This is a genomic window from Flavobacterium faecale (genome assembly GCF_003076455.1).
Lineage (GTDB): Bacteria > Bacteroidota > Bacteroidia > Flavobacteriales > Flavobacteriaceae > Flavobacterium > Flavobacterium faecale.
In genome coordinates this window covers 1,932,763-1,959,146 of the sequence record NZ_CP020918.1, presented here as the reverse complement: position 1 = coordinate 1,959,146, position 26,384 = coordinate 1,932,763, and the positions used below count along the sequence as shown (strand labels likewise).

Annotated in this window: 25 protein-coding genes and 1 tRNA gene; 16 read left to right on the top strand and 10 right to left on the bottom strand. The window is 36.5% G+C overall.

What is annotated here, in order from left to right:
• The first annotated feature begins 45 nt into the window (after positions 1–45).
• The 4 genes from FFWV33_RS08635 (at position 46) to FFWV33_RS08620 (ending at position 3,774) form a co-directional block, all read left to right on the top strand.
• Positions 46–384, top strand: coding sequence for a PadR family transcriptional regulator (locus FFWV33_RS08635; protein ID WP_108740529.1), 339 nt, complete (start codon positions 46–48; stop codon positions 382–384).
• A complete protein-coding gene (locus tag FFWV33_RS08630; protein ID WP_108740528.1) occupies positions 381–2,111 on the top strand; it encodes a PspC domain-containing protein in 1,731 nt (576 codons plus the stop codon). The genes FFWV33_RS08635 and FFWV33_RS08630 overlap by 4 nt, the downstream gene beginning before the upstream one ends.
• Positions 2,111–2,854, top strand: a complete 744-nt coding sequence (locus FFWV33_RS08625) for a head GIN domain-containing protein (RefSeq protein ID WP_108740527.1) — start codon at positions 2,111–2,113, stop codon at positions 2,852–2,854. Before FFWV33_RS08630 ends, FFWV33_RS08625 begins: the two co-directional genes overlap by 1 nt.
• Before the next feature lie 86 nt (positions 2,855–2,940).
• Positions 2,941–3,774: a GIN domain-containing protein gene (locus FFWV33_RS08620; RefSeq protein WP_108740526.1), complete on the top strand. Its 834-nt coding sequence runs from the start codon at positions 2,941–2,943 to the stop codon at positions 3,772–3,774.
• A gap of 77 nt (positions 3,775–3,851) precedes the next feature.
• Here FFWV33_RS08620 and trxB read toward each other — a convergent pair whose 3' ends face one another.
• The 3 genes from trxB to FFWV33_RS08605 form a co-directional block, all read right to left on the bottom strand.
• Positions 3,852–4,799, bottom strand: coding sequence for a thioredoxin-disulfide reductase (gene trxB / locus FFWV33_RS08615; protein WP_108740525.1), 948 nt, complete (start codon positions 4,797–4,799; stop codon positions 3,852–3,854).
• Between the two features lie 706 nt (positions 4,800–5,505).
• Complete coding sequence (locus FFWV33_RS08610) at positions 5,506–5,751, bottom strand: GIY-YIG nuclease family protein (protein WP_108740524.1); 246 nt, start codon at positions 5,749–5,751, stop codon at positions 5,506–5,508.
• Positions 5,752–6,931: 1,180 nt separating this feature from the next.
• Positions 6,932–7,006 (bottom strand) — tRNA-Pro (locus tag FFWV33_RS08605).
• A 201-nt stretch (positions 7,007–7,207) separates the two neighbouring features.
• On the opposite strand from FFWV33_RS08605, the gene FFWV33_RS08600 reads away from it, so the two are divergent.
• The 7 genes from FFWV33_RS08600 (at position 7,208) to FFWV33_RS08570 (ending at position 13,273) form a co-directional block, all read left to right on the top strand.
• Positions 7,208–7,975, top strand: coding sequence for a ParA family protein (locus FFWV33_RS08600; RefSeq protein WP_108740523.1), 768 nt, complete (start codon positions 7,208–7,210; stop codon positions 7,973–7,975).
• A 4-nt stretch (positions 7,976–7,979) separates the two neighbouring features.
• Positions 7,980–8,879 (top strand): ParB/RepB/Spo0J family partition protein, encoded by a 900-nt coding sequence (locus FFWV33_RS08595; protein ID WP_108740522.1) that lies wholly within the window; start codon positions 7,980–7,982, stop codon positions 8,877–8,879.
• A complete protein-coding gene (locus tag FFWV33_RS08590) occupies positions 8,879–9,442 on the top strand; it encodes a DUF5683 domain-containing protein (RefSeq protein WP_108740521.1) in 564 nt (187 codons plus the stop codon). The genes FFWV33_RS08595 and FFWV33_RS08590 overlap by 1 nt, the downstream gene beginning before the upstream one ends.
• A 56-nt stretch (positions 9,443–9,498) precedes the next feature.
• Positions 9,499–10,200, top strand: coding sequence for a 4-hydroxy-tetrahydrodipicolinate reductase (gene dapB / locus FFWV33_RS08585; protein ID WP_108740520.1), 702 nt, complete (start codon positions 9,499–9,501; stop codon positions 10,198–10,200).
• 57 nt (positions 10,201–10,257) lie between these two features.
• Positions 10,258–11,841, top strand: a complete 1,584-nt coding sequence (gene lepB / locus FFWV33_RS08580; protein ID WP_108740519.1) for a signal peptidase I — start codon at positions 10,258–10,260, stop codon at positions 11,839–11,841.
• Between the two features lie 176 nt (positions 11,842–12,017).
• Entirely contained in the window at positions 12,018–12,644 is a 627-nt protein-coding gene (locus tag FFWV33_RS08575; protein WP_108740518.1) for a WbqC family protein, read from the top strand.
• Positions 12,645–12,784: 140 nt separating this feature from the next.
• Complete coding sequence (locus FFWV33_RS08570; protein WP_108740517.1) at positions 12,785–13,273, top strand: GNAT family N-acetyltransferase; 489 nt, start codon at positions 12,785–12,787, stop codon at positions 13,271–13,273.
• 12 nt (positions 13,274–13,285) lie between these two features.
• On the opposite strand, the gene FFWV33_RS08565 is transcribed toward FFWV33_RS08570, so the two are convergent.
• From FFWV33_RS08565 to FFWV33_RS08540, 6 genes are all read right to left on the bottom strand, one after another.
• Entirely contained in the window at positions 13,286–14,332 is a 1,047-nt protein-coding gene (locus tag FFWV33_RS08565; RefSeq protein WP_108740516.1) for an endonuclease/exonuclease/phosphatase family protein, read from the bottom strand.
• Positions 14,333–14,399: 67 nt separating this feature from the next.
• Positions 14,400–15,263: a rhomboid family intramembrane serine protease gene (locus FFWV33_RS08560; RefSeq protein ID WP_108740515.1), complete on the bottom strand. Its 864-nt coding sequence runs from the start codon at positions 15,261–15,263 to the stop codon at positions 14,400–14,402.
• 26 nt (positions 15,264–15,289) lie between these two features.
• Complete coding sequence (locus tag FFWV33_RS08555; RefSeq protein WP_108740514.1) at positions 15,290–16,045, bottom strand: rhomboid family intramembrane serine protease; 756 nt, start codon at positions 16,043–16,045, stop codon at positions 15,290–15,292.
• A complete protein-coding gene (gene mutL, locus FFWV33_RS08550) occupies positions 16,042–17,907 on the bottom strand; it encodes a DNA mismatch repair endonuclease MutL (RefSeq protein ID WP_108740513.1) in 1,866 nt (621 codons plus the stop codon). Before mutL ends, FFWV33_RS08555 begins: the two co-directional genes overlap by 4 nt.
• Before the next feature lie 147 nt (positions 17,908–18,054).
• Positions 18,055–18,627, bottom strand: a complete 573-nt coding sequence (ribH, locus tag FFWV33_RS08545) for a 6,7-dimethyl-8-ribityllumazine synthase (protein ID WP_108740512.1) — start codon at positions 18,625–18,627, stop codon at positions 18,055–18,057.
• Positions 18,628–18,656: 29 nt separating this feature from the next.
• The gene (locus tag FFWV33_RS08540) at positions 18,657–19,430 is read right to left on the bottom strand and encodes a tetratricopeptide repeat protein (protein WP_108740511.1); all 774 of its coding nucleotides are present in this window, start codon (positions 19,428–19,430) and stop codon (positions 18,657–18,659) included.
• A gap of 248 nt (positions 19,431–19,678) precedes the next feature.
• On the opposite strand from FFWV33_RS08540, the gene recF reads away from it, so the two are divergent.
• Positions 19,679–20,761, top strand: coding sequence for a DNA replication/repair protein RecF (recF, locus tag FFWV33_RS08535; protein WP_108740510.1), 1,083 nt, complete (start codon positions 19,679–19,681; stop codon positions 20,759–20,761).
• 18 nt (positions 20,762–20,779) lie between these two features.
• Here recF and FFWV33_RS08530 read toward each other — a convergent pair whose 3' ends face one another.
• Positions 20,780–22,090, bottom strand: a complete 1,311-nt coding sequence (locus FFWV33_RS08530) for a glycoside hydrolase family 99 protein (protein ID WP_108740509.1) — start codon at positions 22,088–22,090, stop codon at positions 20,780–20,782.
• A 253-nt stretch (positions 22,091–22,343) separates the two neighbouring features.
• Between FFWV33_RS08530 and FFWV33_RS08525 the strand changes: the two genes are divergently transcribed.
• The 4 genes from FFWV33_RS08525 to asnB are packed head-to-tail and all read left to right on the top strand — an operon-like array spanning position 22,344 to position 26,373.
• Positions 22,344–22,739, top strand: a complete 396-nt coding sequence (locus FFWV33_RS08525; RefSeq protein WP_108740508.1) for a rhodanese-like domain-containing protein — start codon at positions 22,344–22,346, stop codon at positions 22,737–22,739.
• A gap of 22 nt (positions 22,740–22,761) precedes the next feature.
• Complete coding sequence (locus FFWV33_RS08520) at positions 22,762–23,442, top strand: DUF2461 domain-containing protein (RefSeq protein WP_108740507.1); 681 nt, start codon at positions 22,762–22,764, stop codon at positions 23,440–23,442.
• Between the two features lie 9 nt (positions 23,443–23,451).
• The gene (locus FFWV33_RS08515; RefSeq protein WP_108740506.1) at positions 23,452–24,519 is read left to right on the top strand and encodes a glycosyltransferase family 4 protein; all 1,068 of its coding nucleotides are present in this window, start codon (positions 23,452–23,454) and stop codon (positions 24,517–24,519) included.
• 6 nt (positions 24,520–24,525) lie between these two features.
• Positions 24,526–26,373 (top strand): asparagine synthase (glutamine-hydrolyzing), encoded by a 1,848-nt coding sequence (gene asnB / locus FFWV33_RS08510; RefSeq protein ID WP_108740505.1) that lies wholly within the window; start codon positions 24,526–24,528, stop codon positions 26,371–26,373.
• Positions 26,374–26,384 lie beyond the last annotated feature (11 nt).

The following is a 26,384-nucleotide window of genomic DNA, read 5'->3' as shown; positions in this document are numbered from 1 at the left end:
AACTATAATACCACATATAGCCATGATAAATAAAATAAAACAAAAATGAATATAGAAAACACAAAAGCTCAGATGCGAAAAGGTGTTCTCGAATTTTGCATCTTATCTGTTTTAAAAGAAAAAGATGCGTATACATCTGAAATATTGGACACCCTGAAAAACGCAAAACTCTTAGTAGTTGAAGGAACTATTTACCCACTACTCACTCGATTAAAAAACGACGGTTTACTCAGTTATCGCTGGGAAGAATCTACCTCGGGACCTCCTAGAAAATACTATGGACTAACTGACGAAGGACAATTATTTTTAAATGAATTAAGTGGCACTTGGACCGAACTGTCTGATGCCGTAACGCTAATTACCACTAAAAACAACGCATCATGAATAAAACTATAAACATAAACTTAGGCGGACTGATTTTTCATATCGACGAAGATGCATTCATGAAATTGACCCGCTATCTTGATGCCATCAAACGCTCTTTGAACAACAGTTCGGGCCAAGATGAGATTATCAAAGATATTGAGATGCGTATTGCAGAGTTGTTTACAGACAAACAAAGCAGTAGTAAGCAGGTAATGGGCATGCAAGATGTAGAAGATATTATTGCTACCATGGGGCAACCAGAGGATTACATTATCGAAGACGAAGCACAACCCAACGCTACCTACGAAGCGCCTACCTATACAAGCAACAAAAAACTGTATCGCGACAAAGATGGCGGCATGGTGGGTGGTGTAGCAGCAGGTTTGGGCTATTATTTTGGTCTTGATGCTGTTTGGATTCGAGTGATTCTTGTACTATTGGTCTTTGCAGGTTTTGGAACCGGAATTATTGCTTATCTAGTGTTGTGGATTGTTACTCCTGAAGCGCAGACAACCTCTGAGAAATTAGAAATGAAAGGGGAGCCAGTCAACATTTCGAACATTGAAAAAAAAGTGCGAGAAGAATTTGATTCGGTTACCAACAAGTTCAAAAATGTCGATTATGATAAATATGGTCACCAATTTAAGACAGAATCTGCAAAACTTGGAAATTCTGTTGGGTCAGCATTCTCGGGTATTTTCAAAGTAATCGCTAAGTTTATTGGTTTAATTTTAGTGTTATCAGGTTTTGCAATGATCATCATTTTTTTGTTGGCCTCGGTCACCTTAGGTACTACTCATTTTAGCGGTTTTCCTTTTCATCAATTCATAGAATCAGGCAATTTTACTGACTATCCCGTTTGGTTTTTTGGTTTACTACTGTTTGCAGCGATCGCTATTCCGAATTTCTTTTTGATGCTATTAGGTTTCAAATTGATCTCTCCAAATATGAAATCGATTGGAAACATTGCCAAATACACCTTGATTGCCCTTTGGATTATGGCATTGGCCGTTTTAATCTCGATAGGACTCAAGCAAGCAACCGCTTTTTCGCATGACGGACGAGTAGTCAACAAGCAAGATATTGTGATGCAACCCACCGATACCCTCAAAATCAAGTTTGTTCACAATGATTATTATTCGAAAAATATAAATGACCGTGATGATTTTAAAATCACACAAGATTCTACTGAAACTAGTATCATTTACTCCAATCAAGTTCGTTTACGAATTGAACAAACCAACGAAAAAACGGCATACATTCAGATCGAAAAAGAAGCAAAAGGCGAATCTATATCTGATGCTCGAAACAGAGCGCAACAAATAAAATACCACTATAAAATTGTTGGCAATCAAATCATTCTTGACAACTATTTGGTCACCAACATTAAAAATAAATTCAGAGATCAAGAAATCGAGATCACCATCTATCTTCCTGCAGGTACCCTATTCCAATTGGACGAAAATGCGCGCCACTACAACCGATCAGACGATGAGTTTTTTGACTTTGATTACGCCTCTGACCGACATGTGTATAAAGTATTTGATTCGAAAGCAAAGTGCCTAGATTGCCCAGCTGACAATGAGGATTATGGCGATGACAATGATACTGATGACGAGGACTCAAACACAATTATCATCAACTCTGACGAAGTTTCTATAAAATCAGATACCCTTTCGACTTCTAGTAAAGACCTTCATGAATTACGTATTAACAAGGATGGAATTATAATTAAAACAAAATAATGATGAAAAACTCTCTTTTAATGGCTTACAAAATTATCCCCGCACTTTTTTGCCTCCTTTTGCTCAGCTCGTGCAATGATTGGTTCAACTTAAAATCGATAACGGGTAGCGGAAACGTCATTACAGAAAACCGAAAAATTGATGAAAACTTTGTTGGAATCGACGTTAGCAACGGAATAGATGTTATTGTAAAACATGGTGACAATTTTGAAGTGATCGTAGAAGCCGATGATAATTTGCAAGACGAAATCACAACTACGGTCAAAAATGGTATTTTGGTAATCGATTGCGAGTACAATTCGTTTCTAGATGTTTCTTCGAAAAAAGTAATTGTTACCATGCCAAAGATAGAGCAGTTAGAATCGTCTAGTGCCTCCTCAATCACAAGCGAAATGACACTCAAGACGAATGCGATAGACATTAGCAGTTCTAGCGGATCATCGGTAGATTTAAAAATAAATGCCGATAAATTAACCTGTAAAGCCTCTAGCGGTAGCGACATCACCTTGAGAGGACTGGCATTGGAGTTGGAAGCAAAAGCCTCTAGCGGTAGTGACATTGAAGCCAAAGATATGGCTGCTAATAAAGTTATTGCACGATCATCAAGTGGTTCATCTATCGAGGTTAACCCTATTGTTGAGTTGCAGGCAAATGCATCAAGTGGAAGTAGCATTAACTACCTAAAAACACCTAAAAAAATCAGTAGAGAAAGTAGCTCTGGAGCGAGTATCGGTCTAAACTAAAAATTTTCTCCTTCGATTAAAAGAAAAATCATCCCTACAAAGCGGATGATTTTTTTATATTTGTATAAATCCTATTTAAAAACATAATGAAAAAAACAACCACTATACTCCTACTTCTTTTGTGTACCAGCCTTGCCTTTGCACAAACTAAAGAAAAAATAAAGGGCTCAAAAGCTGTTACAACCAAACTCGAAAACCTAACAGGGTTTAAAAGTATTGAAGTTGGTGATAACCTTGAAATTTATCTCGAAAAAGGAGAAAGTCCAAGTCTAAAAATTGAAGCTGATGATAACCTGCACGACATTATTGCAACCTCTGTAAAAGACAGCGTCCTATATTTAAGTACAACCAAAGAAGCTTACCGTTTCAAAAAAATGATGGTTTATGTAACTTATACAAATGCTCTAGGGTTGGTGACTGCCAAAAACGAAGCGATGATCAATGCACTCCAAGAACTTCAACTTGATACTTTGAAAGTCAAGGCATACAATGAAGCTAAATTATTTTTGAATGTTAATACAAAGAATTTTGTTTTGGAAACGAATGACAAAGTACGAACAGAATTAAATTTGAAATCTGAAAAAGGGAAAGTTATTTTAAGTCAAAATTCATTTTTAAAGGCTTTGGTAAAAACGGAAAATTTTACTTGTGATTTGTATCAAAAAACAACTGCTGAAATTGAAGGGAACTCAACAAATGCAAAAATAAGATTGGACAACAATGGGAATTTTACAGGACGAAAATTCAGTTGCAAAAACATTAAATTGATTGCCGAAAGCTATTCTAATTGCAGTATTAATGCCGAAACAGATATCTCAATTAGCGCAAACGGAAAATCAGAAATTCAGTTAATTGGCTCGCCAAAAATCGAAATGGTCAACTTTGCCGATGAGGTTAAATTATTCAAGAAAACAAAATAATTCGATTATTCGAAAGCAAAAAAAAGAGTCACTATATAAGGAATAGTGACTCTTTTTTACTTTATAAGGATAACAGCTTACTCTTGTGCTGCCAAATATCTCTCAGCATCAAGTGCAGCCATACAACCAGTACCCGCAGCAGTAATTGCCTGACGGTATACATGATCTGCAGCATCACCTGCTACAAAAACACCTTCTACATTTGTTTTTGAGGTACCTGGGATACCAATAATATAACCTGTTTCATCAAGATTAAGGAAATCTGTGAAGATGTCTGTATTTGGTTTGTGACCAATAGCAACAAAAAATCCTGTTGCTTCGATGTCAAAAGTTTCAGCAGTTGTTTTGTTCAACGCTCTCACTCCTGTTACTACTTGGTTGTCACCTAGCACTTCAACCGTATCGTGATTCATCAAAATCGAAATATTTTCAGTTTTACGAACACGCTCTTCCATGATTTTAGAAGCTCTAAACTTTTCGCTACGCACCAACATTGTTACTTTTTTACAAAGTTTAGAAAGGTAATGCGCCTCTTCACAAGCAGAATCTCCAGCTCCTACGATAACCACTTCTTGGTTTCTATAAAAGAATCCATCACAAACAGCACAAGCAGAAACTCCACCTCCCATTTGCAAGTAGTGTTGCTCAGATGCTAATCCTAAATATTTTGCAGAAGCACCAGTTGAGATAATAACCGTTTCACAGTGTAATTCGATTTGATCATTGATCCAAACTTTATGAACACCACCAGAAAAATCTACTTTGGTAGCCCATCCATCACGAACATCAGTACCAAAACGCTCCGCTTGAGCTTGTAATCCGATCATCATTTCAGGTCCAGTAATTCCTTCAGGATTACCAGGCCAGTTTTCTACTTCATTAGTCGTAGTCAATTGTCCACCGGGTTGCATTCCTTGGTATAAAACCGGATTCATGTTTGCTCTTGCTGCATATATAGCCGCAGTATAGCCCGCTGGCCCAGAACCTATAATAAGGCATTTGATTTTTTCGATAGTATCAGACATAATAAATTGTGTTTAATTTTATTGCAGCACAAAAGTAAGTTTTTATAATTTAAAAAAAGAGCTAGACCAATCAGTTTTTATTATGTTGCTATAGAGGAGCGCAACTAAAAATCTGAGTGAATTATAATATTTTCGATTTAACAAAAGATAAATTAACTACTATAAATAAAGTAGAGAAAGTAAAAAGGGTAAGGATCTAAAAGTAGCAGAGGTAAAAAAAATGAAGTACTATTATAAGTTAGATAACACCTGCAAAAATATTATACTGATTTTCAAGTATAAAAAAACCTTCTTGGTTCACAAGAAGGTTTTAGTCGGGCTGGCACAGTTTATTCCGAATTCGGAAGTTCAAACTTGCGGCCTTCCCGATTTTCAATCGGGACGATATAACCGAGCTTATTTTGAAAATAAAATATAAACCTAATTGATAGAAATAAAAAAACCTTCTTGGTTCACAAGAAAGTTTTAGTCGGGCTGGCAGGATTTATTCCGAATTCGGAAATTCGAACCTGCGGCCTTCCCGATTTTCAATCGGGACGCTATAATCGAGCTTATTTCGAAAATAATATATGAGCCTAACTGATAGAAATAAAAAAACCTCCTTGGTTCACAAGAAGGTTTTAGTCGGGGCGGCAGGGTTTATTCCGAATTCGCAAATTCGAACCTGCGGCCTTCCCGATTTTCAATCGGGACGATATAACCGAGCTTATTGTGAATATAAAGCCTCTATTTTAATTCGACTTTTCCACTTTTTTATTTCTTGCTCTCGCAAAATTGCACTCGTTTTTTCATCGAACGATTCAAAATAGATAACTTCCCAATCTTTAGCTCTACCTGTGTAACCTTTATGAGAACTTAAATGACGACGTAGTCTTTCTTTTAATTCCATTGAAGTATATCCAACATAATATTGGTCAATTAATTTCGAAAATAAAATATAAACATAAAACATAATTGATAGAAATAAAAAAAACCTTCTTGGTTCACAAGAAGGTTTTAGTCGGGCTGGCAGAGTTTATTCCGAATTCGGAAATTCGAACCTGCGGCCTTCCCGATTTTCAATCGGGACGCTATAACCGAGCTTATTTCGAAAATAATATATAAACATAATTGATAGAAATAAAAAAACCTTCTTGGTTCACAAGAAGGTTTTAGTTGGGGTGGCAGGATTCGAACCTGCGGCCTTCCCGATTTTCAATCGGGATGCTATAACCGAGCTTATTGCGAAAATAATATATAAACATAATTGATAGAAATAAAAAAAACCTTCTTGGTTCACAAGAAGGTTTTAGTCGGGGTGGCAGGATTCGAACCTGCGGCCTTCCCGATTTTCAATCGGGACGCTATAACCGAGCTTATTGCGAAAATAATATATAAACATAATTGATAGAAATAAAAAAAAACTTCTTGGTTCACAAGAAGGTTTTAGTCGGGGTGGCAGGATTCGAACCTGCGGCCTTCCCGATTTTCAATCGGGATGCTATAACCGAGCTTATTGCGAAAATAATATATAAACATAATTGATAGAAATAAAAAAAACCTTCTTGGTTCACAAGAAGGTTTTAGTCGGGGTGGCAGGATTCGAACCTGCGGCCTTCCCGATTTTCAATCGGGATGCTATAACCGAGCTTATTGCGAAAATAATATATAAACATAATTGATAGAAATAAAAAAAACCTTCTTGGTTCACAAGAAGGTTTTAGTCGGGGTGGCAGGATTCGAACCTGCGGCCTTCCCGATTTTCAATCGGGACGCTATAACCGAGCTTATTGCGAAAATAATATATAAACATAATTGATAGAAATAAAAAAAAACTTCTTGGTTCACAAGAAGGTTTTAGTCGGGGTGGCAGGATTCGAACCTGCGGCCTTCCCGATTTTCAATCGGGACGCTATAACCGAGCTTATTTCGAAAATAATATATAAACATAATTGATAGAAATAAAAAAACCTTCTTGGTTCACAAGAAGGTTTTAGTCGGGGTGGCACAGTTTATTCCGAATTCGGAAATTCGAACCTGCGGCCTTCCCGATTTTCAATCGGGACGCTATAACCGAGCTTATTTCGAAAATAATATATAAACATAATTGATAGAAATAAAAAAAACCTTCTTGGTTCACAAGAAGGTTTTAGTCGGGGTGGCAGGATTCGAACCTGCGGCCTCCTGCTCCCAAAGCAGGCGCGATAACCGAGCTACGCTACACCCCGTAACGCGGGTGCAAAGATACAACTCTTTTTTACTTTTGCAAACTATTCCTGAAAAATAATAATACAAATAAAATTGGATCAAATCCCTCCTTTTCACGCTCTCGTTAACCAATGAATCAATCATTAACAATTGTTAACAAATTAGATTTTTAGAAACCATAATAAATTGTATTTTTACCGTTCAAAATTTAGACAAAATAAATGGGCAAAATCATTGCGATTGCTAATCAAAAAGGAGGAGTTGGAAAAACAACAACGTCAGTGAATCTGGCAGCTTCCTTAGGAGTTTTAGAGAAAAAAGTTTTACTTATTGATGCTGACCCTCAAGCTAATGCAAGCTCAGGAGTTGGAATTGACGTAGAAAGTGTTGAAATTGGTACCTACCAAATTCTAGAACACAGCCATACGCCATCTGAAGCTATTATCACCTGTACTGCACCAAATGTAGACGTGATTCCAGCACATATCGACCTTGTTGCCATCGAAATTGAGTTGGTTGACAAAGAAAATAGAGAGTACATGCTTAAGAAAGCTTTGGAAAGCGTAAAAGACGATTATGATTTTATCATTATTGACTGTGCTCCTTCATTAGGTTTATTAACCTTAAATGCACTTACAGCAGCCGACTCAGTAATTATCCCAATTCAATGCGAGTATTTTGCATTAGAAGGTTTAGGAAAATTATTAAATACCATAAAAAGTATTCAAAAAATTCACAATCCAGATTTAGACATTGAAGGATTACTTTTAACAATGTACGATTCTAGATTGCGATTATCAAACCAAGTAGTTGAAGAGGTTCAAAAACACTTTAATGACATGGTTTTTGATACCATTATACAACGAAACGTAAAATTGAGTGAAGCACCAAGTTTTGGAGAAAGCATCATCAATTATGACGCAACTAGCAAAGGAGCCGTTAATTATTTGAGCCTTGCCGAAGAAGTAATAAAGAAAAACAGCAACTAATTTTATGGCCAAAGCAATAAAAAAACAAGCCTTAGGAAGAGGCTTATCTGCCTTATTAAAAGATCCAGAAAACGACATTTCATCAGCAACTGATAAAAACGCTGACAAAGTCGTTGGAAATATCATTGAGCTTGAAATTGATGCTATCGAAATCAATCCGTTTCAACCTAGAAGTAATTTTAACGAAGAAGCATTAAGAGAACTCGCCGTTTCGATTAAAGAATTAGGCGTTATTCAACCAATTACTGTTCGAAAATTAGAATTTAATAAATACCAATTAATCTCGGGAGAAAGACGTCTTCGTGCCTCTACTCTTGTGGGATTAACTACCATACCGGCCTACATTCGTATTGCAAATGACAATGAGTCATTGGTGATGGCACTGGTAGAAAACATACAACGTCATGATCTTGACCCTATTGAAATTGCGCTTTCGTACCAACGATTGATTGACGAAATTCAGTTAACCCAAGAGCAAATGAGCGATCGCGTAGGAAAAAAACGTTCTACAATTGCCAACTATTTGCGTCTTTTGAAATTAGACCCAATTATTCAGACCGGTATTCGTGATGGTTTCATCAGTATGGGACATGGTCGTGCGATTATTAATATCGAAGACCTTGATAAACAAACTGATATTTATCAAAAAATAGTAAGTCAAAATCTTTCGGTGCGTGACACAGAAGCTTTGGTGAAAAACTACCACGAAAGCTTAAAACCAAAACCTGCTGCAAAAGCAAAAACGTCTTCTTTCGAAATTGATGAAGACCACAAAAGAACTTTCAACAGGTATTTTGGCAATAAAGTAGATATCAAAGTAGCCGGAAATGGCAAAGGAAAAATCACAATTCCGTTTCAATCGGAAGACGATTTTAATCGCATTATGGAATTAATTAAAGGATAGTGAAGAATATATTTTCCATCGCACTCCTATTGTTCCTATTTGGCAGTTCCGTTGTTTTTGCTCAAGGAGGTACACCAGATCCGGTGATTACCAGCACGACCATAGTGAAATCGAATGATATTGATCCTTTGACACCAGCCAAAGCAGCCTTTTATTCAGCCATTTTACCTGGACTAGGACAAGCTTACAATAAAAAATATTGGAAAATCCCGTTGGTTTATGGAGCCATCGGAACCAGCTTGTATTTCTATTTGGATAGCCAAAAAAAATACACCTCTTTCCGTAATGCATACAAGCAACGACTCGAGGGATTTACCGATGACCAATACAGCTACCTAGACGACACCCGTTTAATTAGCGCCCAAAAATTTTACCAGCGCAACAGAGATTTATCAGCCTTGTTTGTCGTTGGTTTTTATGTACTCAACATTATTGACGCCAATGTAGACGCAGCTTTATTACAATTTAACGTAGATGACAACCTATCTTTCAAACCAGGTTTATACCAAAACGATTTGAATGCAAAAACAGGATTAGGACTTACGCTGAATTATAACTTTTAATATCACCAGAAAACACCATTGTTACTTTTGTGTTTTTAATTTATACCATAGAACAGATGAAAATTGCACTTTTAGGATACGGAAAAATGGGTCAAGTAATCGAAAGAATTGCTTTGGAAAGAGGACATGAAATCGTTTTGAAAAAAGACGAATTTAATACCTATGAAGGACTAGAAACTGCAGACGTTGCGATTGACTTTAGCGTACCAATGGCTGCCGTAGACAATATTTCACATTCTTTTCGTGCCAAAGTACCTGTAGTTTCTGGAACAACGGGTTGGCTAGAACATTATGACGAAATGATTGCTTTGTGCAAAGATCAAAATGGAGGTTTTATTTCAAGTTCTAACTTTAGTCTTGGTGTAAATATCTTTTTTGAGTTGAATAATTATTTAGCCAAAATGATGTCGACTCTAGACAGTTACAACGTGAGCATGGAAGAGATTCACCACATTCATAAACTTGATGCACCAAGTGGAACTGCAATATCATTGGCCAAAGGGGTGATCGAAAACAGCAACTACACCAAGTGGACACTTGATGAAGCGAAAGAAAACGAAATACATATTGAAGCCGTTCGTCTGGATGAAGTTCCTGGGACACATACTGTCAACTATAACTCAGATGTAGATAGTATCGAAATCAAACATACTGCTCACACACGTGAAGGATTTGCTTTTGGTGCGGTTGTTGCAGCAGAATGGCTTGCCGGAAAACAAGGCGTTTACACAATGAAAGACGTATTGAATATTAAATAACAGTTCTGAATTTTAGAGCCATGCTTTTCTTGCTCTAGCCACTTTAAAAAATTAATTATGACACTATTTCAATGGTTTGTGTTTTTTCTTTTTATACAAGTAGTGCACTTTGTAGCCACTTGGAAGATGTACGAAGCTGCAGGACACAACAAATGGGTAGCCGCTGTACCTGTTTACAACGCAATTGTTTTAATGAAGATTATAGGACGCCCTAGTTGGTGGACTGTTTTATTATTTATTCCAATCATCAACCTTATCATGTTTCCAGTAATCTGGGTCGAAACGTTACGCAGTTTCGGAAAACGCAGCACACTTGACAGCATACTTGCCATTGTTACCTGCGGATTATATGTAGGATATGTGAACTACACTGAGAAATTGGATTATATAAAAGATAGAAGTCTTCTTGCCGAAAACAAAACAGCCGATACCGTAAGTTCATTATTATTTGCCATTGTAGTAGCTACCATTGTACATACTTATTTTGTTCAACCTTATACAATCCCTACATCATCACTTGAAAAATCATTGCTAATCGGAGATTTCCTTTTTGTAAGCAAGGTAAATTATGGTGCTAGAGTACCAATGACAACAGTTGCCCTACCGATGGTGCATGATTCCATACCAGCAACCAAAAGAAAATCATACTTAGACTTCCCACAATTACCTTATATGAGGTTGCCAGGAATAGAGAAAGTAAACCGAACAGACATTGTCGTTTTTAACTGGCCTGTAGATACCGTGCATTACTTTTTTGAGCCAAAAGGTCGTCCAGGTGTAATCAAACCAGTTGACAAGGAATCCAATTACGTTAAAAGATGCGTAGGTGTACCGGGTGACAACCTTTCTATCAAAGATGGTATCGTTTACATTGACGGAAAAGTATTGGCCATGCCTGAAAGAGCCAAGCCACAATTTTCTTATGCCGTTGCAATTGATGGAAAAACTCCTATTGATTTCGAAAAATTACTAAGCGAATTAGACATTACAGATGGAGCTGGTTTCAGAGACGAACAATCCCGCGATACGGTGTATTTTAGAGCGCTTACCGAAGCTAGTGCTGCGGTTTTAAAAAACACTCCTGGTGTTACAGCCGTTAAGCAAGTTGTTGCTAGAGGAGTTGAAGAAGGTATTTTTCCTCATATTCATAAATGGAATAGAGATAACTTTGGTCCAATCTACATTCCGCAAGCAGGAAAAACAGTCCCTTTGACTTTGGAATCACTTCCTTTTTACGAACGCATCATCAAAACTTATGAGAAAAATGATGACGGTACCGCAAACGATCTTAAAGTAACTGGAAACGAAATTAGACTGAATGGTCAAGTGGTAACTACTTATACTTTTAAACAAGATTACTATTGGATGATGGGTGACAACCGCCACAACTCTGAAGACAGCCGTTATTGGGGATTTGTTCCTGCAGATCACATCGTAGGGAAACCTGTTTTCATCTGGATGAGTATCAAAGGAATTAATGAGGGTATCAAAAATTGGAGTATTCGTTGGGACCGTGTATTCACTACTGTTAGTGGAGAAGGACAACCACAATCCTACTTTAAATATTTCTTAGGCCTATTGGTTCTTTATTTTGTTGGTGAGTATTTTTATAAAAAAAGAAAAACTAACGACGATATCTAGAAAACATTTTGGGCTCCCGATTGCAATCGGGCCTTTACAAATTCTGGCTAGGTTGTGCTATTGCCACACCTAGCTGAGGGTTTTTCTGCCGACTCTTCTGTACAATATTCACGTATAACGTGCTAGTTTTCTAGAATTCAATACCGCATTTAAAATAATAAACATACCGTTTCCAGATGAATACGCTACTACTTCCCACTTATTTCCCTTCCATCAGTCATTTTTCGGCCATGATGCAGGCAGATAATCTTGTGTTTGAGGTAGAAGATAATTTTCAAAAACAAACCAACAGAAACCGTACCTATATTTATAGCCCAAACGGACTTCAGTTACTCAATATTCCTGTTAAACACTCAAAAGATAGTCGACAAAAAACCAAAGAAATCATTATCGATGGTGAATTTGATTGGCAAAAACAACACTTCAAATCCTTAGAAGCAGCATATAGAGGTTCCCCTTTTTTTGAATATTTTCAAGATGACATTGCTCCTTTTTTCGAAAAAAAACATAAATTTTTAATTGACCTAAATTTTGAAGTCCTTGATTTATTGACAAAGTGTTTGCGAATCAAACTGTCTTACACCACCACAACAGAATATTTTCATGAACTAGATGCTACAAAAAACAAAGATTTTCGTTTTCTAGCCAATGGTAAAAAAGATAGCTCTGCATTTGAACCGTACCAACAAGTTTTTGATGACAAATTTGGTTTTATAAATAATCTTAGCGTCTTAGATCTTCTTTTTAACGAAGGTAAATTTACCATCGATTACGTCAAAAATCAGCAGCTAATTCTTCCATAAATATCCATTTAGTATAAACATTGTGATAGGTACTATTTTTAAATCGTACTAGAAGTTCTAAATATTAGATAAGTAAGTGTGGTACGCTTCTAGCTTAATGACTTTTCAATTTATTTCCTTTAAAATACAAATTTTGAACCATGATTCAAATTGAAAAATTTACTACGGTAGACTTCCAGCGATTTATTGATTGGATTGAAAGTGAAGAAATGATGCTTCAATTTTGTGGGACGCTTTTCACCTATCCGGTCACGCATGAGCAACTAGCTGCGTATGTAAAGATAGAAAACACTCAAGCTTTTAAAATTACAAATACCCAAACGCAACTAGTCATTGGTCACGCAGAAATTTTTTGCGAAAAGCCAATTACCGCAAAACTTTGCCGTATCTTAATAGCAGATCCTATTGCACGAGGTCAAGGCCTAGGCAAAGCAATCATACAAAAACTAACTAATTATTGTTTAGAAACGCTTAAAGTAGACCAAATTGAACTCAATGTTTACGATTGGAATACTGCTGCAATACGATGTTATGAAAACTCAGGATTCAAAGTAAATCCGTCCAAAACAAGTACTACAATCTACAAAGACAGCGAGTGGACAGCTATCAATATGATTTTCGAAAAATAACATTCGAACCAATTAATCAAAAGCAATCTTAGCCATAATAGGATAATGATCGGAATTATCAAAATCTGAAAAATTTTCGAAAGCCTTTACTTGCATATTTTGATCTACAAAAATATAATCTATTCGAGCAGGATAATATTTGAATTTATATGTTTTTCCAAAGCCACTACCCGCTTCTTCAAAAGTATCTTTTAGGTTCCCCTTTATGTTTCTATACACATAAGAAAAAGCACTATTATTCATGTCACCACAAATGATTACGGGATATTTACATAGTCTTTTGTGCTCTTTTAAAATCTCTGCTTGGTCCTGCTGTTGCTTGAAAGCTTTACTAATTCTAAACAACATCATCTGCGACTTACCTTGATTCATGGCGTCAATGTTATCATTAATCTCATTCACATCTGGTGAGATTTTGATCGACTGCAGGTGCATGTTGTACACACGTATGATATCTTTTCCTTTCTTGATGTCAGCATAAATAACGTTGTTATTGGACTTTGGGAATACAATATTTCCTTGATCAATAATTGGGAATTTCGAAAAAATAGCTTGACCCGTTTTAATTTTGTCCCCCGTCATATAGATATATTTGTACGGATAGATTTTCAGGTCGATATTGGCTCCTTGAGAAAATTCTTGAATGCATAAAATATTTGGATTCTTTTCGTTTATAAAAGCTAAAATATCTTCTGGCACATCATCTTTATCTTGCCATTTAAAGAGATTAAGCAAACGTACATTGTAGCTCATCACCAAAAAGTCCTTCTCGTCTTCAGGATATTCTTTGGTAGAGAATTTATAGAATTTGGTGATAAAAGTAATCCCCATCAATAAGACAAGACCAGACAATACCATTCTTTTTTTGAACTGAATCATCCAAAACAAAAAGAACAGTGCGTTAGCCACAAAAAACGCAGGCATAAACAACGTTAACACCGAGAGAATTGGAAACATTCTTGGCGCTAAAAACGGCAAAATGTAAGCAACAAACGTGATTACTGTTAGTACTATATTTAAAAAAAAAGCTCCTCTATTGAACCACGAAAGTTTTTTCATATCATTATTTATTCGGTATGAAAACCTCTATATTATATTAAAAATAGGCAAATTATTGACAACCTCCTTATTTCCCTACTTTAAACAAAAATTCTTTCTCGTCCTTTGTCAAACTATCATAACCTGATTGACTAATTTTATCTAAGATTTCATCAATCTGTTGTTGCGATTTATCTTTGGTTACAACCCTAGCTGTGGGTTTTTCGACCGGTTTTGTATAATTTTTATGCACTTTCTTAAAAGGCGTTTTATTTGATTTTCGAAACAAATTAGAAAAAAAGTCAATCACTGCCGTTACAGGCATACTTAGATCGTAACCATTTTGAAGCATTTTGAAAAATACAAAACCAAAAAAGGCACCAGAAAGATGTGATATATGACCACCTGTATTCCCTAATCGAAATTGCATTAGGTCCATGATTAAAATAACGGCTGTGATGTGCCATAATTTAACATTACCTATCAACATCAATCGCACGTTCATAAGGGGTTGGTACGTTGTTGCCGCCACCAAAATAGCCATAATAGCCGCCGAAGCTCCAACAATACCCGAACTAACATTCAAAAAATAATAACTCCCTACAAACACGAATCCTGCAAAAATAGCAGAAAGAAAATACAATCCCAAAAATTGTTTTTGTGTAAAATAGGTTAAAAACAATTGACTCGAAAAGTTAAGGACCATCATGTTAAAGAACAAATGCAAGACACCATCATGAAAAAAGGCATAGGTCAAAAAAGTCCATGGCGCATACAAAAATGGCGTTGGATCAGTCTTTAATGCGATCCAAAAAGGAAAATCAAAATCACCTATTTGCGATTGATAAAATAAAATCAATGACACCAAAAAACAACCTACATTCCAGTAAATCAACTGATGCGCAATGCCCCCAATTTTGTATTGTAACTTTAAATCTTCTAATATGTTCATTTCTATTTTGAATTAATTCCTAAAAACTAGTTCCAACGATTTCCGTTAAATTGATTTTTCTTCCAGTACCACATAATCAAGAAGCCAAACAGAGCACCACCTACGTGAGCAAAATGGGCTATACCACCTCCGCCAGATCCTCCAAAAAGAGATTGGCCCGAAACTCCCATGTATAAATCAATTAAAACCAATCCAGGTACAAAATACTTTGCTTTGATTGGAATTGGTACAAACATCAGTGACAATTCTGCTTCAGGAAACATGAAAGCAAAAGCCACAATAACACCATAAATTGCTCCTGACGCACCTACCATAACCCCACCAAATGCACTTGTAAAATCGTTAAATTGCGTTACAGTCAGAATCTCTTTCCATTGTGTATTAATTTTTCCTTGGTTTAAAAGTGCTACTACATCTGCCTTATTAAAACCGTTCGCCGTTATAATATCTAAAGCTTCTTGGTAGTAATAGTAATTGATTGCAGTGTGCAATGCTGCGGCACCTAACCCACATGATATGTAGAAAAACAAAAACTTTTTACCTCCCCAGAAATGCTCTAAAGCAGAACCGAAAGAATACAAGGCAAACATATTGAAGAAGATATGCATCAATCCTCCATGCATGAACATGTGTGTAATTATCTGCCATCCTCTAAAATCTTGATTTTCGGGGAAAAACATAGCCAAAAATTTATAGGCGGGATCACCAACAATCGTTGTCCCAATAAAAAACAAGACATTGATTATTATTAATTGTTTTACTGTTTCAGTTACATTTCTCATACTGCAAATTTTTTATCTATATCTTCCACACGCATGGTGATGAAAGTTGGTTTTTGAAAAGGGGATACATTAGGATCTTTGCAAGCAAAGAGTCCGTTTACTAAATTTTCTTGTTCTTTGATTGTCAAAGAAGTTCCTGTTTTGACTGCCAAACTTCTGGCCATTGATTTGGCTATAGAATCGTTTTGACTAAAACTATTCTCTGGAATACCATCTTGAAGATCGCTCAACAATTGTTCCAATAAAATAGAAACCTCGCTTTCGACCACATTGACAGGAATTCCGTTGATTACCACGTGCTCCGCATACGAATCGTCAAATATGAACCCAGTATTCACCAAAGACAATTTTAGTTCTGCAATAAGCTCCATTTCTGTACTCGAAAAATACAGTTCTAATGGAAAAAGCAATTGTTGGCTAGAAGCTTGATTGACGGTCATATTGGTCAAAAACTGCTCATACAACACTCTTTGATGCGCTCGCTGCTGGTCGACGATTACCATACCCGATTTTATGGGCGAAACAATATATTTACGATGAATTTGATAGGTATTTTGTACCGTTTGCTCTACCTCTTGATCATTGAACAAAGACCCGGTAACCATTTCGTTTTCAAATTCGATTCCGCTTGTAGCTACAAATTCATCTTCTTTTTCTAGTCCAACATACAAACTTTCCCAATTGGCTGTCGAAGGAGGTTTTTTATAAGATGTGCTACTACCGCCTCCGTTATAACTTTTATTCTCTCTTTCATCAGAAAAAGGATTAAAGGTTCGATCGACCTGAATCGTTGGTGTTTCACCTTGCAAATCTTTAAAGCCATACGGCGTATCGAGATTAGCATCACGATCAAAATCCAAAACTGGAGCGATATTAAACTGACCTAAACTGTGCTTGATAGACGCTCTCAAAATAGCGTACATCGCATGCTCATCATCAAATTTAATTTCTGTTTTGGTAGGATGAATATTGATATCAATGGCACTTGGCGGCACATCGAGGTATAAAAAATAACTAGGTTGTGCCCCGTCTTTCAAAATTCCGTCATAGGCAGCCATAATTGCATGATGCAAATAGCCACTTTTTATAAAACGATCATTGACAAAGAAGAACTGCTCTCCCCTACCTTTTTTGGCAAATTCGGGCTTGCTGACAAAACCTTGAATGGTCACTATATCGGTAGTTTCTTGTACGGGTACCAATTTCTCATTGGTTTTACCCGCAAAAACATTGACCACTCGTTGCCTTAGCGTCGATATAGGCAAATTAAACATTTCGCTACCATTATGATAAAACGTAAAATGAATCGAAGGATGCGCCAAGGCAACACGCTGAAATTCATCTACAATATGACGGTATTCCACCGTATCTGACTTTAAAAAATTACGTCGAGCCGGAATATTAAAAAATAAATTCTTTACAGCAAACGATGTTCCTTTCGGCAAAACAGCTGCTTCTTGCGAGACAAACTTACTGCCTTCGATCACGATTTGGGTTCCTAACTCGTCTTGCTCTTGCTTGGTTTTCATCTCCATGTGCGCAATCGCAGCAATAGACGCAAGTGCCTCACCACGGAAACCTTTGGTTCCAAGTGCAAACAAATCTTCGGCCAATCGAATCTTGGACGTAGCGTGACGTTCAAAACACAAACGCGCGTCGGTGACACTCATTCCTTGCCCATTATCAATCACTTGCACCAATGCTTTTCCGGCATCTTTGATGATTAATTTGATATCTGTTGCTTTGGCGTCTACTGCGTTTTCCAACAATTCCTTTACTACTGAAGCCGGCCTTTGAACAACTTCTCCAGCGGCAATTTGGTTGGCAACATGATCAGGAAGCAATTGGATAATACTAGACATTGAAATTTATTTCGGATTTGTTGATTAAAAGGTCAAATTTAAGAAAATTAAGTGGGCTTATAGAAGATCCACTATCATAAATAAAACAAAAAACCTACACTGTAAATTATTACGGTATAGGTTTATTATTGAAATAGTTATAATTTTTTACTCCTCTATTTTCAGAGGCTCGTTATCTATTTGTAATTGTCCAGAAGACAACATTGCTGGCTTTTTGTATTCGTGTGCCAAAGAGGCTTGCTGACGAATATAAGCCATTTTGATTGCAGCAATAGCCGCTTCAGTACCTTTGTTTCCGTGAATACCTCCACTTCTATCAATAGATTGTTGCTGTGTATTATCTGTTAAAACGCAGAAAATAACCGGAATATCCGACTGTACATTCAAGTCTTTAATTCCTTGTGTCACACCCTCGCAAACAAAATCAAAGTGCTTGGTTTGTCCTTGAATCACGCAACCAATAGCGATCACAGCATCAACGTTTTGAGTTTGTAACATTTTTTTACTTCCGTAAACCAACTCAAAACTTCCTGGAACATTCCAACGAATGATATTTGCTTCTGGTACTTCGTTATCCAAAAAAGCTTCTAAAGCTCCTTTATACAAACCTTCTGTAATTTGCTCATTCCATTCTGATACCACTACGCCAAAACGAAAATCTTTCGCATTTGGTAGCGTACTTTTATCGTAAACAGATAAATTTCTATTTTCAGTTGCCATAATTACTCGTTCAAATTAAACAATTATTGTTATTGTGCCAATCCGATCAAAGCCTCTACTGAAGCTCCTTCTGGAGTGTTTTCGTAGTTCTCTTTAATATCTGTAAAGTATTTCAAAGCATCTTCTTTTTTACCCAAAGCCAAAGCTGTTTTTCCTGCTTTCAACAAGAAACGTGGTGTAGTGAAGTCGTTTTTATTAGATTCTGCCGCTTTTACATAAAAAGACAAAGCATCTTCTTGCTCATTTTTTTCTGCATGTGCATCTCCAATTGCACCTTTTGCCAAAGCACTCAAGATCATATCATCTGAGCTAAATTTGCTCAAATAGTCAATAGCTTCTGCATATTTACCTGTATTCAAGTAAGCGATACCTGCATAGTAGTTTGCTAAGTTTCCTGCATCTGTACCAGAATATTCATCAGCAATTTTTACAAATCCAAATTTACCTTCAGATCCGTTTAAGGCCAATTTGTAAAGTGAATCACTAGCAACTCCATTTGTTGCTTTTTCAAAATTTTGTTGCGCAACAAACATTTCGTTGGCAGCATCGTCTTGTTTAGGCTCTGCAATAAATTTTTGATACGCTAAATAACCAACAGTAACCAAAGCTACAGCACCAACAAAACCAATAATAATTTTTTGATTTTTGGCAACCCAGTCTTCCGTTTTAGAAGCTGTTTCATCTAATTTTGAAAAAACCTCAGCAGTAGTACTGTCTTTTTCATCAATGATTACGTCTTCAACAGCGTCTTTAACTTCTTTTTCTTTTGGTGTTTTATATCCTCTTTTATTATAGGTAGCCATTTCAATTAAATTTAGTGAACCGCAAAAATAAAATTTTTATTCAAACTCACGCAAAAAAATAAGCTTTTTATAATTAAATTAAAAAAACAAGCCCTTTATTTTCGGGAAACCGTAACAAACTTTGGCTCAACGATTGTTAATCCTGAGCAAAAAGAGATTTTATCAATAATTTTCGATAATTTGCACCCGCTTTTAAAATAGCAGTCAAAAACAGTAACCTCCTCACTATCAATTAGAATTCCCTCAGAATGTATTTAAAAAAGATTTCCCTTTTCAATTATAAAAATTTTTCTGAAGCTAATTTTGAGTTTGAAGGCAAGATTATTTGTTTTGTAGGTAAAAATGGCATCGGAAAAACAACTGTTTTGGACGCTATTTATCATTTAGCCTACGGAAAAAGCTATTTTAATCCTTTGGCAGTACAAAATATTAAACATGGAGAAGAATTCTTTGTGATTGATGCCGAATTTATAAAGGAGGATCGCACCGAGCAATTGGTTTGCAGTTTGAAAAAAGGCCAGAAAAAAGTATTAAAGCGAAACGGTAAAGCTTACGATAAATTCTCAGACCACATTGGTTTTATCCCTTTGGTGATTATTTCACCGGCAGATCGTGACCTTATTATTGAAGGAAGTGAAACCCGTCGTAAATTTATGGACAGTGTGATCTCGCAATTGGATAGTGATTATTTGAAACAACTAATTTTGTATCAAAAAACGATTGTACAGCGTAATGCCCTATTGAAATATTTTGCGCTCAATCATGTATTCGAAAAAGATACTTTGGCAATCTATAACGAGCAGTTGGATGGGTATAGCACTTACATTTTCGAAAAAAGGAAAGAATTTATTTCAGAATTTCTACCTATATTTAATGTCCACCACCAAGCTATTACTGGATCAGAAGAACAAGTGCAATTGGTGTACGAAAGTCATTTGCATGAGAGTGACCTACAAAGCCTGCTTGAAAAAAACATAAATAAAGATCGTGCCCTACAGTACACGAGTGTAGGTATACACAAAGACGATTTATTATTCGAAATTGACCATCACCCGATTAAGAAATTTGGTTCGCAAGGACAGCAAAAATCGTATTTGATTGCTTTGAAGCTTGCTCAGTTTGATTTTCTAAAAAAACAAAGCGGTGTCAAACCTGTATTACTCTTTGATGATATTTTTGATAAATTGGATGAAAGTCGTGTATCGAAAATTGTAGAAATGGTTAACAGTGATGCCTTTGGACAACTCTTTATCTCAGACACGCATCCGGAGCGTACAGAAGCTATTGTGAAATCAACACATCAATCCTATCAAATGTTTGAGCTAAAATAATTTCGAAAAGAAAACTTTTTAGTCTCCGTAATATTCTTCAATGATGGTTAAAACGCGATCTGCTTTAGACAATTTCAAAGCATAAATAGATCGGTAAGCATAATCTAGTAGTCTCTGAATTCTTGGACTGTCTTGATACTTTTTTCGAAGTTGGTACAATTTATAAGGTATCTCTAATTCAGATTTGCCATACGGCACACCGGTGAATTCTTGAATAGTTTCAAGTGAACTATATCCAAATTCTTTGGTTGGTTCAATCATTGTCCCTTCACCAAAATCGTTCCAAGTGATTAACTGAATAAATTCAACAGGGTACGAATTGCTTAGTGCCAATGTTTGCTCAAGTGTTTGGGTACCGTTTTGATCAATGGTCCAATCTTGGCTAGTATCTGGTCTCCAACCGCCTTCAAAATAATAGTCATTAAAACCAGGATATGCCCCTCCAATAGTTACAATATTCTTTAGCTTGGCATACTCATAATAACCGTTCAAAGTCTCTAGATGGTTGCGATCGATCCAACTGAATTCGCCATAAGCAGTATCACCTACACGGTCACTAGCTTTCCATAAGGTCATAAAGGTAGGTTTGAAACTAAGCCCAGACGCTATTAAATCCCAATCTGCTGGATCATCAATATAATTAGGACCAAATAGGAATACTAGTTTTTTGTTATTGGCTGTTAAATAATTTTTACTCGGAAAATAACGTTTAGAAATATACTGTAAATCGGCTGTTGCTGCGGCAATGCTTCCGCTAGAAACTCTTCTATCAGTCAAATACTGTGTTGTTTTATCTTCATACATGATCGAAAATTTCAAACCTACCTCTTCGACTTCAGAAATAAACGATTCGGTACTTTTTTTGATATTTTCAAAATCATGAACATTTCGGCTGCCGTACCAATCAAATATGACCCCGTCAATACCTGATAATTTCATTAAAAGAAGATGATATTCTTGCAAATCACTATCGTTTGATGAATAAGGCCCGATTAAGGGATAATAATGTGACGCAATTTGGCGGGTACCATCTTGGTTAAATAAATCTGGATTTCTGTTGGTCATGGTCCATTGCTGTCCCCAAAAACCATCATGCTCTTTACTGTAAAACCATGGCATATAGTGAACATAGACTTTTTTAGTGTTTTTCTTAGCAACCTGAACCGACATCATGGGTGCAGTTTCGGCTTCTGCTTCGGCATATACTTCATTTATCCTTTCTTCAATCGACTTAGTTTGGTCACTGTTTTGCTCTTGTTTATCATTTGCACAATTGGTAATGAAGAAAACTAGCATCAGCAAACTCAAAAATTGTAATTTTATTTTCATACTCCTTTTTGTAAAGTTCTGAAGTCCAACAATCTATCAGACTACCGCAATTTAACATTATAACCGATAAATTGCAATTTATAACGACTAAATACTTTTATTTTATATAAAAATAAATATAATCTTATTTAAAAATAAAACTTGTGATATGATTTTAAAACCAATAAAATAATTATAAATCCATGTAAGCTGATTTGTACTCCTAATAAATTACTTAATTTAGCACCAACTATAACTCAAAATAATATTATAAATGAAAATCAAAATCTTATTTTTCATATTCACCTCTGCCCTGTTTTTATCATGCAATGGACAAAATGCTCAAAATCAAAAAACTGTCGCAGCACAAGAATTTCAAAAAGAAATCGCAAATACCGAAAAACCACAACTTATTGATGTGCGAACGCCAGAAGAATTTGAAAGTGAACACCTTGTCAATGCCACCAATATAAATTGGACCGGAACTACTTTTGAAGCCGATGCTCAAAAATTAGACAAAACCAAACCCGTTTATGTCTATTGTAGAAGCGGTGGACGTAGTAAAAAAGCCTGCAGTAAACTAGCTGAACTTGGTTTCACGAATATCATTGAACTTGATGGTGGATTCCTGCAATGGAGTGCCGAAGGTCTAAAAAGCAATAAAAACTAAATCAATTAAGACGTACACTATTATGCTATCAACAGAGAGCCTTATATTTTTAGACGATTTAAAAACCAATAATAACAGGGAGTGGTTTCACGAAAACAAAAAGCGATATGAGCTGTTTAAAAAAGACTATCACAAACTTGTGGGTGCTTTTTTAGACGCTATGAAGCCGCTTGATCCTTCGTTGGAATTGCTAGAAATAAAAAACTGTACGTTTCGAATCAATCGCGATATTCGCTTTTCTAAGGATAAATCTCCTTACAAATCGCATATGGGTGTTTGGTTATCATCTGGAACCAAAGGCAACAACCGCGCGGGCTACTATGTACATATAGAACGTGGCGCGAGCTTTATTGCCGGTGGATTCTATGCGCCACTAGCCGATGATTTGAAAAAGGTGCGTAAGGAAATCGCCTTTTTTCATGAGGATCTTGAGGCTATTATCGAAAACAAAACCTTCAAAAAAGAGTTTGGTACTTTTGCTCGAAATGAAAAAAGCTGCCTTAAAAATCCACCGAGAGGTTATGACAAAGAGCACCCTGCCATTGAATTACTAAAACTAAAAAGTTTTGAAGTGATGCAAAAATTCGAAATCACTGAAATCACTGAAAAAGATTTCGTTTCGAAAATGAGTCAAAAACTGATTCTTTTAAAACCATTGAATGATTTCATGAACCGTGCTTTGACTGCAGACGAAGAGTTCTAATACCAATCCATGAAAAAAAGAAAAATACTTTTTTTGGGCGAAACCTACCGAGCCGACGCCATCACATGGAGAAAAGGCTTGGAAGAATTTGGGGATTTTGAACTGATGACTTGGGAGCTAAAAACACCCTCCAACTCGTTTTTTAATAGAATTGCACGCTTATTAGAATTTACAACTGCCCTATATCGCGTCAATAAAATTATTCGAAAAGAAAAACCTGATCTCGTTATCGCAGAACGCACTACGAGCTATGGTTTTTTGGCTACGGTTTCACAGGCTCCAATGGCCGTAATCGCGCAACAAGGTATCACTGATTTGTGGCCAATCCACTCGTTTACCTATCCGTTGAAGAAAGTATTACAACAGTATGCTTTCAAAAATGCAGTCCTTATCCACGCATGGGGATCAGTGATGTTACCCGCTATGATTACTGCCAAGGTCGATTTATCAAAAGTAATGGTGCTACCAAAAGGTATTGATGTAGCTGCATTTTATTCGAAATCAACTGTTTCATTTTCGAAAATAAAAGCAATTGTAACTCGATCCTTGACCAATGAATATCGACACGAAACCATCATAAAAGCATTTGGATTACTACACGATCAAGGACATGATTTTGAACTTACATTTGTAGGCGATGGATATGCATTGGAAGATCTAAAGCAACTAACAATTGACTTAAAAATCGATCAAAAGGTTCGTTTTTTGGGTCGAATGCCTTATAACGCACTACCTGCATTGCTACAACAGGCCAACTTTTACCTCAGCATGCCCAATACCGAGGGGGTTTCGGCTTCCTTGTTTGAAGCTATGGCAAGTGGTTGTTACCCAATTGTATCTGACATTGAAGGTAACCGCGAGTGGATTTCGCCTCAAATCAATGGTGCTTTGGTACCCGTTGATGATTATCAAGCGCTTGCCAATACGCTCATAACAACCTATAATGATCATTTGCATCGCATAAACGCTATTGCAATTAATCAACAAAAAGTAAAAGCGGTAGGAAACTATGCGACCAATATGACACTCATTGCTCAAAAATACCATGAGCTAATTGACAAAGCTCAAAAACTGTAACAAACTATGTGCGGCATCAACGGAATATTACATTTTCAAACTTCTAAGACAGTTGACCAAAGGATTCTGACGCAAATGCGCGATTCACTTGCGCATCGTGGTCCGGATGATAAGGGCATTTTTATAGCAAATACTATCGGACTTGGTCAAAGACGTCTTTCTATTATAGATACTTCTGCCGCGGGACACCAACCTTTTGTGTCTGATGACAAACGATATGTCATGGTCTTTAATGGCGAAATATACAATTACAAAGATTTCTACCCCGAATTGCAGGCGGATGGCTATACCTTAAAAACAAAATCGGACACAGAGGTTTTACTCCAGTTGTTTCGAAAAGAAGGCTTGAAGATGCTACCCAAGTTAAACGGAATGTTTGCCTTTGTAATTTGGGATACTGTTGAAAAAAAGCTAACGCTCGTACGGGATCGAATGGGTGTGAAACCTTTATATTATGCTTTTCATAATGAGAGTTTCTATTTCGCTTCAGAGCAAAAAGCATTGTTCACGGCTGGCATTCCCTTAAAAATAGATTCCGACGGTCTCGAAGAATATATTTTTAATCGTTTTGTAGCAGGCGAAAATACATTATACCAAAATATTAAAGAAGTATTACCTGGGCACGTCATGACTATTGCACAGTCAGGTAAAGTTACTCATGAAAAATGGTGGGACTTAACCACTGCCATTCAAAATCAACCTATAATTAAGGATCCCATTTCGTGGTTCAAAGAAACTTTTGATGACTCGGTACGCTTGCGCATGGTGAGTGACATACCTGTGGGTGTGCTGCTGAGCGGCGGTCTCGACTCATCATCAACACTTGCTTCTTTAAAATATCAGGACTTCAAAAACATCGAAACTTTTAATATTGGTTTCAAAGAAGCACAACACAATGAATCGCATTTGGCTAAAATGCTATCCGATCAATACGGGTACCATTTCAACACGATGCAAGTAGAGGATAATTCTTTGTTTGACAGTTTGATCGAAGCCACTTATTTTCAAGACGAACCCTTAATGCACCTCAACGAACCCCATTTGCTACGCATCTCGCAGTTGGCACATTCCAAGGTAAAAGTCTTGCTCTCGGGCGAAGGTGCGGACGAACTTATGGGTGGCTATGTACGCTACAAAGCACTCAAAAAACCATGGTTGCTGCAAATGATCAGTACCATTGGTCAAGCCGGATTGTTTAAAAACAACCCTCGATACGAAAAATTAATTCGCTACTCACAAATTACCAACCCGCAGGATTTAATTTCCTACAACGGCTCGAATATTTACCCAAAAGATATTGCCGCAACCTTTGGGATTAGCCAAGAACCTAAAAATGATTTTCGAAAAAAAATACTCAACGAGGCAGCGCTACTCTACCCTAATAGTCTGCAACGACAAGCGCTTTATTTCGATCAACATACCTATATGCAGTCCCTTTTAAATAGAAACGACCGCACAACGATGGGTGCTTCCATTGAATGCAGAGAACCTTTTTTGGATCAACGTCTCATTGCCGGCCTAGGATCTCTAGATGATAAATGGCTGTTTACTGGAAAAAAAGGCAAGTATATTTTAAAAACAGCTATGCAAGATCGATTGCCTCAAGAAATTCTCTTTTTCAAAAAAGTGGGACTCAGTACTCCTTGGAATACATATTTGTTGCAAACCCCGGCTTTTAAAGATGAAATGAATGATTTTGCAAAAAGTGATCTTTTTCGAATGCCGTATTTTGAACATATTGACAGTACCAAACTGATTCATAGCTTTCAACAAGGAGATAGCCGCTTATTGCCGTATATCATGCCGTTGTTTATGATGCATATTTGGTTAAAAAACTATACGACTCAATTTTAATCCTTATTTTT

Excerpts from the sequence above, each read along its gene's own strand:
- trxB (WP_108740525.1), bottom strand. The coding sequence starts at position 4,799 with ATGTCTGATACTATCGAAAAAATCAAATGCCTTATTATAGGTTCTGGG.
- FFWV33_RS08520 (WP_108740507.1), top strand. The coding sequence starts at position 22,762 with ATGCTATCAACAGAGAGCCTTATATTTTTAGACGATTTAAAAACCAAT.
- FFWV33_RS08610 (WP_108740524.1), bottom strand. The coding sequence starts at position 5,751 with ATGTTTTATGTTTATATTTTATTTTCGAAATTAATTGACCAATATTAT.
- FFWV33_RS08540 (WP_108740511.1), bottom strand. The coding sequence starts at position 19,430 with ATGGCTACCTATAATAAAAGAGGATATAAAACACCAAAAGAAAAAGAA.
- mutL (WP_108740513.1), bottom strand. The coding sequence starts at position 17,907 with ATGTCTAGTATTATCCAATTGCTTCCTGATCATGTTGCCAACCAAATT.
- FFWV33_RS08635 (WP_108740529.1), top strand. The coding sequence starts at position 46 with ATGAATATAGAAAACACAAAAGCTCAGATGCGAAAAGGTGTTCTCGAA.
- dapB (WP_108740520.1), top strand. The coding sequence starts at position 9,499 with ATGAAAATTGCACTTTTAGGATACGGAAAAATGGGTCAAGTAATCGAA.
- FFWV33_RS08570 (WP_108740517.1), top strand. The coding sequence starts at position 12,785 with ATGATTCAAATTGAAAAATTTACTACGGTAGACTTCCAGCGATTTATT.
- asnB (WP_108740505.1), top strand. The coding sequence starts at position 24,526 with ATGTGCGGCATCAACGGAATATTACATTTTCAAACTTCTAAGACAGTT.
- FFWV33_RS08625 (WP_108740527.1), top strand. The coding sequence starts at position 2,111 with ATGATGAAAAACTCTCTTTTAATGGCTTACAAAATTATCCCCGCACTT.
- FFWV33_RS08515 (WP_108740506.1), top strand. The coding sequence starts at position 23,452 with ATGAAAAAAAGAAAAATACTTTTTTTGGGCGAAACCTACCGAGCCGAC.
- lepB (WP_108740519.1), top strand. The coding sequence starts at position 10,258 with ATGACACTATTTCAATGGTTTGTGTTTTTTCTTTTTATACAAGTAGTG.
- FFWV33_RS08620 (WP_108740526.1), top strand. The coding sequence starts at position 2,941 with ATGAAAAAAACAACCACTATACTCCTACTTCTTTTGTGTACCAGCCTT.
- FFWV33_RS08555 (WP_108740514.1), bottom strand. The coding sequence starts at position 16,045 with ATGAGAAATGTAACTGAAACAGTAAAACAATTAATAATAATCAATGTC.
- FFWV33_RS08525 (WP_108740508.1), top strand. The coding sequence starts at position 22,344 with ATGAAAATCAAAATCTTATTTTTCATATTCACCTCTGCCCTGTTTTTA.
- recF (WP_108740510.1), top strand. The coding sequence starts at position 19,679 with ATGTATTTAAAAAAGATTTCCCTTTTCAATTATAAAAATTTTTCTGAA.
- FFWV33_RS08595 (WP_108740522.1), top strand. The coding sequence starts at position 7,980 with ATGGCCAAAGCAATAAAAAAACAAGCCTTAGGAAGAGGCTTATCTGCC.
- FFWV33_RS08575 (WP_108740518.1), top strand. The coding sequence starts at position 12,018 with ATGAATACGCTACTACTTCCCACTTATTTCCCTTCCATCAGTCATTTT.
- ribH (WP_108740512.1), bottom strand. The coding sequence starts at position 18,627 with ATGGCAACTGAAAATAGAAATTTATCTGTTTACGATAAAAGTACGCTA.
- FFWV33_RS08560 (WP_108740515.1), bottom strand. The coding sequence starts at position 15,263 with ATGAACATATTAGAAGATTTAAAGTTACAATACAAAATTGGGGGCATT.
- FFWV33_RS08530 (WP_108740509.1), bottom strand. The coding sequence starts at position 22,090 with ATGAAAATAAAATTACAATTTTTGAGTTTGCTGATGCTAGTTTTCTTC.
- FFWV33_RS08600 (WP_108740523.1), top strand. The coding sequence starts at position 7,208 with ATGGGCAAAATCATTGCGATTGCTAATCAAAAAGGAGGAGTTGGAAAA.
- FFWV33_RS08565 (WP_108740516.1), bottom strand. The coding sequence starts at position 14,332 with ATGAAAAAACTTTCGTGGTTCAATAGAGGAGCTTTTTTTTTAAATATA.
- FFWV33_RS08630 (WP_108740528.1), top strand. The coding sequence starts at position 381 with ATGAATAAAACTATAAACATAAACTTAGGCGGACTGATTTTTCATATC.